A 6,232-nucleotide genomic window follows, 5' to 3' on the forward strand; every position below is an offset into this window, starting at 1 on the left:
TGCTGCTCTGGCTCCTTACCAACAACCCGAACCTTGTTCTCAATCAGGTCATGCATTAAGCCAGGGTCTTCAACCATTGGACGAACGGTTTCATAATGACGCCCATCGGTCGTCACCACATCAAAGTGCAAACCATCAATGGCAACTTCCTTAACCTGCCCCCCTTGAACTAATTCTATGAATTGTGAATAGTCCATTGGCTTCACTTTTTGTTGGCCATTGAAGTTGTTAAACACTGTCAACAAAACTGCTGCTATCACCAACCACAGAACCAGGTTTTTTACCATGTCATTCAAAGGAGAATCCCTCTTTTACCAGTATCTTTAGATACTTAATTTACGATTAAACAAACTAATTTAGTATTTCCCGAAATAATATTCCGAGACATTTCAAAACTTACACGACATAAGTCGACAACAAAGCAAAACCAAAGTGGCTCAATATACCGCCTGATTTCTTAAATAGCTATGCCCTGACAGGAGTTTTAAACACCTTTAATTTGTAAGGCATTCAACCCTTAAACCCAACACCTACTTGATAGATTTCCCGCGAGCGGGCCCTTGAAGCGTCCGGCTTACGGCTATATACCTTAGTAAACATCTGTCGCATATCTCCAATCAAGGAGTCAAAGCCCTCCCCCTGAAAAACCTTAGCGATAAATGCGCCATTAGGTTTTAAAGTTTGTCGCGCCATATCCAGAGCTAACTCAACCAGATACATCGCATTGGGTATATCAGAAGCAGCATTCCCACTCATATTGGGGGCCATATCTGAGATTACAAGGTCTACTTGACCATCAATTTCTGCCATAAGACGATCAAACACGTCTTCTTCAGTAAAGTCACCCTGAACAAAAGTCACATCAGGCAAGGCATCCATAGATAAAATATCGCTAGCGATTACCTTTCCACTTGGCCCAACCAGCTCTTGCGCTACCTGAGTCCAACCACCAGGCGCTGCCCCCAGGTCAATCACCGTCATACCCGGCTTAAACAGGCGGTCTTTTTTTTGAATCTCTAACAATTTGTAGCTGGCACGAGAACGATACCCATCTTCCTGTGACTGTTTTACATACTGATCATCGAAGTGCTCTTTCAACCACTTGGAACTTGATTTTGAACGAGCCATACCACCCTCTTTAAAAATTCTCGCTGCCCTGTCAGAGCATAAGCCTGACATTTAGCGGCATTATCAATCAAATAAAATAACTGTTAGAATGCGCGCCGTTAATACTTTTACTTACTATACGATTTCTACTACGGGTTATTTTCATGAGCTTAAGTTCTGCAGACAAAAAACATTATCGCACTATCGCACACAACCTAAACCCGGTGATTATAGTCGGAGATAAAGGTTTAAGCGAAGGCCTAATGGAAGAACTGAATCGCGCACTCAATGATCATGAGCTAATTAAAGTTAAAGTAGCAATTGGTGACCGCGATGACCGCAGTGCACTCATCACTGAGCTGGTCGAACAAAGTGGCGCCGAGCTAGTTCAAACAATAGGAAAAATCGCGGTGCTACTTAAGAAGAACAAGAAGCCTAACCCTAAGCTTTCAAACCTAATTCGTTAACCTTAAAATACAAATGGGGTGCGACATACGCACCTCTCTAAAATTTAAAAAACTGCCCAGCACTCCAAACACCAAGCTCAGTATCTTGCTCCGAGCGCTCACAAATATAATCTGCTAACTCGTAATAAACCGGCCGACTCAATTTTGCCATAAGCCCATGTCTTACCTTCACGTATGGCGACGGTTCCTGGCGTTCGTTATAGCTTACCTCGAGCGGGTGATCTGCCGACAAGGTGAAGTAATCGCCTAGCTGGGTAGAAAAATGCAGCTTTTGCGCTTCACCCTCACCTTCGCGATCTACCATCACGACAACAAAGGGCGCATCATCCACCGTAATTTTCATTTTCTCGTAAGGCGTCACCAGGAAGAAATCTTCACCATCACGGCGTAATATCCGCGACAACAGGCGAACCACTGCCTGCCGCTCCATCTTGTCTCCCTGATAATACCACTCACCCTGGGAATCAATACGTATATCTATCTCGCCAACTCGCTCCGGCTGCCACGTTTCAACAGGTGGCAAGCTATCATCCTCGCCAACTAATTCTCTTATCTGGGTCGCGATTGTCGGTAGGTCCCTATGCAGCCCCTCACCATCTATTTTTGCCATAGTTATAGGCCTCGCTGCCACTCTTGCCTAAGAGGAATTGCACCAGGCTTATTCAAAGCCAGATCAATTTTACTTAGCATCGCTTGCTTATCTGCCCCTAAATTACCTTTTAGCACCAAATAATTAGACGCGTGGTCGGAACGGAATACTGTATTTTCCAGTTCAAAATTAGCAATCAGGGTACGAATCTCATGAAATAAATCCAATTGTTCTAATGGCTCGTAATCACCATTAAATCCAGCCCTAAAGCGCTCTTCACCCATCGGAAAAGAAACTACTAACGTCGATACAAACTCTGGCTGTGTTTCATTCATAAGCTTGGCAGAGTTAACGGCATGTTGCTTTGAAAACTTCTTGCCACCCAAGCCATTTAATATCATCACGGAAGACTTGATGCCTGCAGCTTTTAACTTGAGTAAGGCGTCTTTAGAGCTTTCGTAAGTCTCACCCTTAACCACACATTCCAAGACTTTGTCGTCACCGGATTCACAGCCCACATATACCATGCTTAGGCCTAACGCTCTCAACTCAGCCAGCTCTTCTACCGTTTTTTTCTTAATATTTCTGGGTAAGCAATAAGCAGTAACACGTTCTTTATCTGGAAAGTAGCGATTAATACACTCAAGTATTTCTTTGAGGCGGCGGAACGACAAAGTCATTGCATCACCATCTGCCAAAAAGAAACGCCCGACATTCGGCATGCTCTTCGCCACTGCACTCACTTCTTGCTCTATCTCTTCGATCTTTTTGGGCTTGAACTTCTTCTGTTCAGCTGTATACATATCGCAAAAGGTGCACTTATTGTATGAACAACCATTGGTAACTTGAAGAATCAAAGACTTAGCTTCTGAAGGTGGACGAAATACGGGCTCAATGTAATTGATAGGCAAATAATTCATAAAATAATCACGGCAACTATTGGTTGAATCTAATCGTTTATTCTAACACAAGTCTTTATTAGCGAGCTCTCTATGGGGCAAACTGAGCTCACGAACCTTATCGAGACCGGTAATTTCTTTAGTTTCGATACGATATTCCCCCCTAGCAAGTCCATTAGACTGAGTAGCAAGAGAGATAAAGCAGTCTAAATCTGTTTCGAACTGCCAAAAAAGCCAAGGGTCAGAATCGCTTTTTTGCTCCGGCTCAAAACGCGCCAAATAACGATTAGAATCATCAAATAGAAAGGAAAAGCTTTTAAGCGGAATAGACATGCCTCGCCCATCTGCTTTCATATAAGCTTCTTTCAAAGTCCAGAGAGAAAAGAAACGATCTCGAAATGCTTCTTGGTCGAGCTTCTCTATCTGGGCGTATTCCTTGGTTGAAAACGAGTATTTGGCCAAAGGCTGAAAATCAACCTCACGCTTATGCGATTCAATGTCCACCCCCAACACCTCATCACGAGAAAAAGCCAGTACGATATGATTGTCAGAATGCGACAAATTAAAGCTCAGCGGGTAATTCGGCAATTCAGGTTTACCGTAATCATTATAATTAAAGCACCATGTTTTAGGTGAATTCCCGGGGAGATATCGGCTAAGCAAGGTGCGTAAGAGATAGCGCGATACGAGATATACATGACGATCTTTTTCAAAGACAAAACGTTCGTATCGCACACGTTCGTCCTCACTCAAAAGAGCAAGAAACTCATCAATATGAGACGCCACATTTATACGTTCAACGGAACAGAGCCAAAGATCTATGCGCTGAGCTTGCATAGCTTTTACCGATAAATTCACAAAACCTTCCACATACACTCGCCACAAAGCTCGCTATAAACGCAAGCTTTGAATCAGGCAGAACAGCTTAACAAAAGAAAGCTCTGTCGGCACTGCTTTAGTCTCCATCGACATCGGCGTTTTAAAGAATGCCCTGATCAGATACGAAAACATTAAAATGCCATCTTATTTCGTATATCATCAGAGCTTCTCCCGGTCCAACAAGCTCAAAACGGTGTCAACATGCCAAGCTTTACCCATTTCCCCCAAGCTGAAACACAATTCCCTCAAGACAAGGAATTATGCTACCTGAATCACGCTGCGGTAAGCCCTTGGCCTGCATGTACGGAGCTAGCCGTTGCCAGGTTCGCCAAAGAAAATGTTTACAGCGGCGCTCAGCACTACCCTCAATGGTTACAGGTCGAGCAAGAACTGCGCGAGCGCTTGGCCAAGTTAATCGGCCTATCATCTACCCATGAAATCGCACTGGCAAAAAACACCTCCGAGGCACTGTCAATGATTGCCTATGGCATTGAATGGCAAGCAGGTGATGAAGTAATTATCAGCAATCAGGAATTTCCGTCTAATCGCATAGTCTGGGAATCCCTGAGCCAGTTTGGTGTCACTGTAAACGTAGCAGATATAGACAAACAAGACCCTGTGCAGGCGATACAACAGCTGATAAGCCCCAAGACCAGGCTGGTTTCTATTAGCTCTGTTCAGTATGCAAGCGGCATTACAATTGACCTCCCGTCTCTTAGCCAGCTATGCAAAGCAGAACAATGCCTCCTTTGTGTGGATGCCATACAAAGTCTGGGCGCATTACCTTTCGATCAAACCTTAATCGATGCTGATTTCATTGTTGCCGATGGACATAAGTGGATGATGGCCGCCGAAGGTTTAGCGCTTTTCTATGTGAAAGGCATACATATCGAAACACTGAAGATCAATCAATTCGGTTGGCATATGATCGAACAGCGCGGCAACTACGACTCGCCCGAATGGACGCCAGCAAAGGACGCAAAACGCTTTGAGTGTGGCAGCCCCAACATGCTGGGGGTACAGGCTTTAAATGCCAGTTTGGGGCTACTGCTGGATATAGGCATCGACAATATTCATCAAGCCATATGCGAACGAACGAACTATCTGAAGGCACAATTACAAACCATTGATGACCTTTGTTTCATTTCTCCTGAAAATAAAAACCAAGCGCGTCAAAGTGGCATTATCTGCTTTCGCATTGAGGGGAAGGACAGCACTGAGCTATATCAAACACTTATGTCACGTAAAGTAATCTGTGCAAACCGGGGAGGAGGTATTCGTTTTTCCCCGCACTTTTATACCACCAAGCGAGTGATCAACCGGGCTGTAGAGATTCTGCGCGACTTAGTCTAAATAATTGGAGTCATTCATTTAAGAACCCTTCTTTTGGCTTTCTCCGTGCAGGCCACCTGCCGCTCTGTGTCCTCTGTGGTGGATTTGTTTTTTGGTTTTGATTTCAAGATTAAACCCCTTAACCACAGAGGGCACGGAGCGCTTTGCTGCACAGAGGAATAATAATTCTCTATAGAGCTCCTCTATAAAATGGGTGCAATTCAGGGCAGAGTAGAACATCTCCCCGAACTCATCATTCCCGAGGTGTTTTTACCAGGAAACCAGCTACGTCGATACCTCGTTCTGACCCTCATGGATCCCGGCTTAAGAGCACACCGGGCTAACAAAGAGACCTGTGAATTATTAGTGCGGGATAAGATCCTGGTGTAAATAAGCTAGGCCGGCTTCCATCAGCTCAAGCTCCAGTACTACTAGCTCACTCGTGATAAAAGGATGAGGTTGATAGGTATTACCTTCAACCAATAGGCTCACTAAGTCTCCGACCAATGGCTGATGCGATACCAACAGCACATTATCAATTCCGGCCTGATTAAGCTGACGAAGCACTTGTTTCGGCGAGGAGTCGGGTGTAATAAAAGGCTTGGTATGAACATCGCACTTCAGCTGGTCTTGATAAACCTTTGCCGTCTGCTGAGCTCTTAGTAAGGGGCTCACCCAAATTTGGCTCACCTCACTTAATATACTCAAATGCTCTTTTGCTAAAGCACTTGTCTGCTGCACACCTCTTTCTGTCAAGGGGCGAGAGAAGTCGCTTTCTGCATAAAATGATGCCTCACCATGCCTGGAAATAAAGAGCTTCATCGCTACTTAATCTCATCCAGAAGCTTGTCTTTAGCTTTTGCTTGCGGCCAATCAGAAAATGGATAGGGCTTCACTTCACTTGCGTAGCTCAGGAATTCACTAATTTGTTTTAGGTACAAGCCCAAAGTCCTACCGGC

The 6,232-nt window shown here is 44.5% G+C and carries 8 protein-coding genes; 2 read left to right on the forward strand and 6 right to left on the reverse strand.

Annotated features, from left to right (window positions below; genetic code table 11):
* A partial coding sequence (locus A3735_RS16810) for an ATP-dependent metallopeptidase FtsH/Yme1/Tma family protein (protein WP_231882566.1) occupies positions 1–287 on the reverse strand: 287 nt, incomplete at its 3' end.
* Positions 288–510: 223 nt separating this feature from the next.
* The gene (gene rlmE, locus A3735_RS16815) at positions 511–1,128 is read right to left on the reverse strand and encodes a 23S rRNA (uridine(2552)-2'-O)-methyltransferase RlmE (protein WP_068515313.1); all 618 of its coding nucleotides are present in this window, start codon (positions 1,126–1,128) and stop codon (positions 511–513) included.
* A 143-nt stretch (positions 1,129–1,271) separates the two neighbouring features.
* Here rlmE and yhbY point away from each other — a divergent pair, with 143 nt between their 5' ends.
* Positions 1,272–1,574, forward strand: coding sequence for a ribosome assembly RNA-binding protein YhbY (yhbY, locus tag A3735_RS16820; RefSeq protein ID WP_068515219.1), 303 nt, complete (start codon positions 1,272–1,274; stop codon positions 1,572–1,574).
* A 37-nt stretch (positions 1,575–1,611) separates the two neighbouring features.
* Here yhbY and A3735_RS16825 read toward each other — a convergent pair whose 3' ends face one another.
* From A3735_RS16825 to A3735_RS16835, 3 genes are read right to left on the reverse strand one after another with little or no spacing between them, the layout of a single operon-like run.
* Positions 1,612–2,184, reverse strand: a complete 573-nt coding sequence (locus tag A3735_RS16825; RefSeq protein WP_068515227.1) for a DUF1285 domain-containing protein — start codon at positions 2,182–2,184, stop codon at positions 1,612–1,614.
* Between the two features lie 2 nt (positions 2,185–2,186).
* Positions 2,187–3,083 (reverse strand): radical SAM protein, encoded by an 897-nt coding sequence (locus A3735_RS16830; RefSeq protein ID WP_068515229.1) that lies wholly within the window; start codon positions 3,081–3,083, stop codon positions 2,187–2,189.
* A 42-nt stretch (positions 3,084–3,125) separates the two neighbouring features.
* Positions 3,126–3,920, reverse strand: coding sequence for a 4'-phosphopantetheinyl transferase superfamily protein (locus tag A3735_RS16835; protein ID WP_156495052.1), 795 nt, complete (start codon positions 3,918–3,920; stop codon positions 3,126–3,128).
* A gap of 222 nt (positions 3,921–4,142) precedes the next feature.
* Here A3735_RS16835 and A3735_RS16840 point away from each other — a divergent pair, with 222 nt between their 5' ends.
* Positions 4,143–5,294 (forward strand): aminotransferase class V-fold PLP-dependent enzyme, encoded by a 1,152-nt coding sequence (locus A3735_RS16840; RefSeq protein WP_068515235.1) that lies wholly within the window; start codon positions 4,143–4,145, stop codon positions 5,292–5,294.
* 342 nt (positions 5,295–5,636) lie between these two features.
* Here the strand turns inward: A3735_RS16840 and sixA are convergent, their stop codons facing one another.
* Positions 5,637–6,095: a phosphohistidine phosphatase SixA gene (gene sixA, locus A3735_RS16845; RefSeq protein WP_068515010.1), complete on the reverse strand. Its 459-nt coding sequence runs from the start codon at positions 6,093–6,095 to the stop codon at positions 5,637–5,639.
* Between the last annotated feature and the right edge of the window lie 137 nt (positions 6,096–6,232).

The sequence above is a fragment of the Oleiphilus sp. HI0061 genome, from assembly GCF_001635675.1.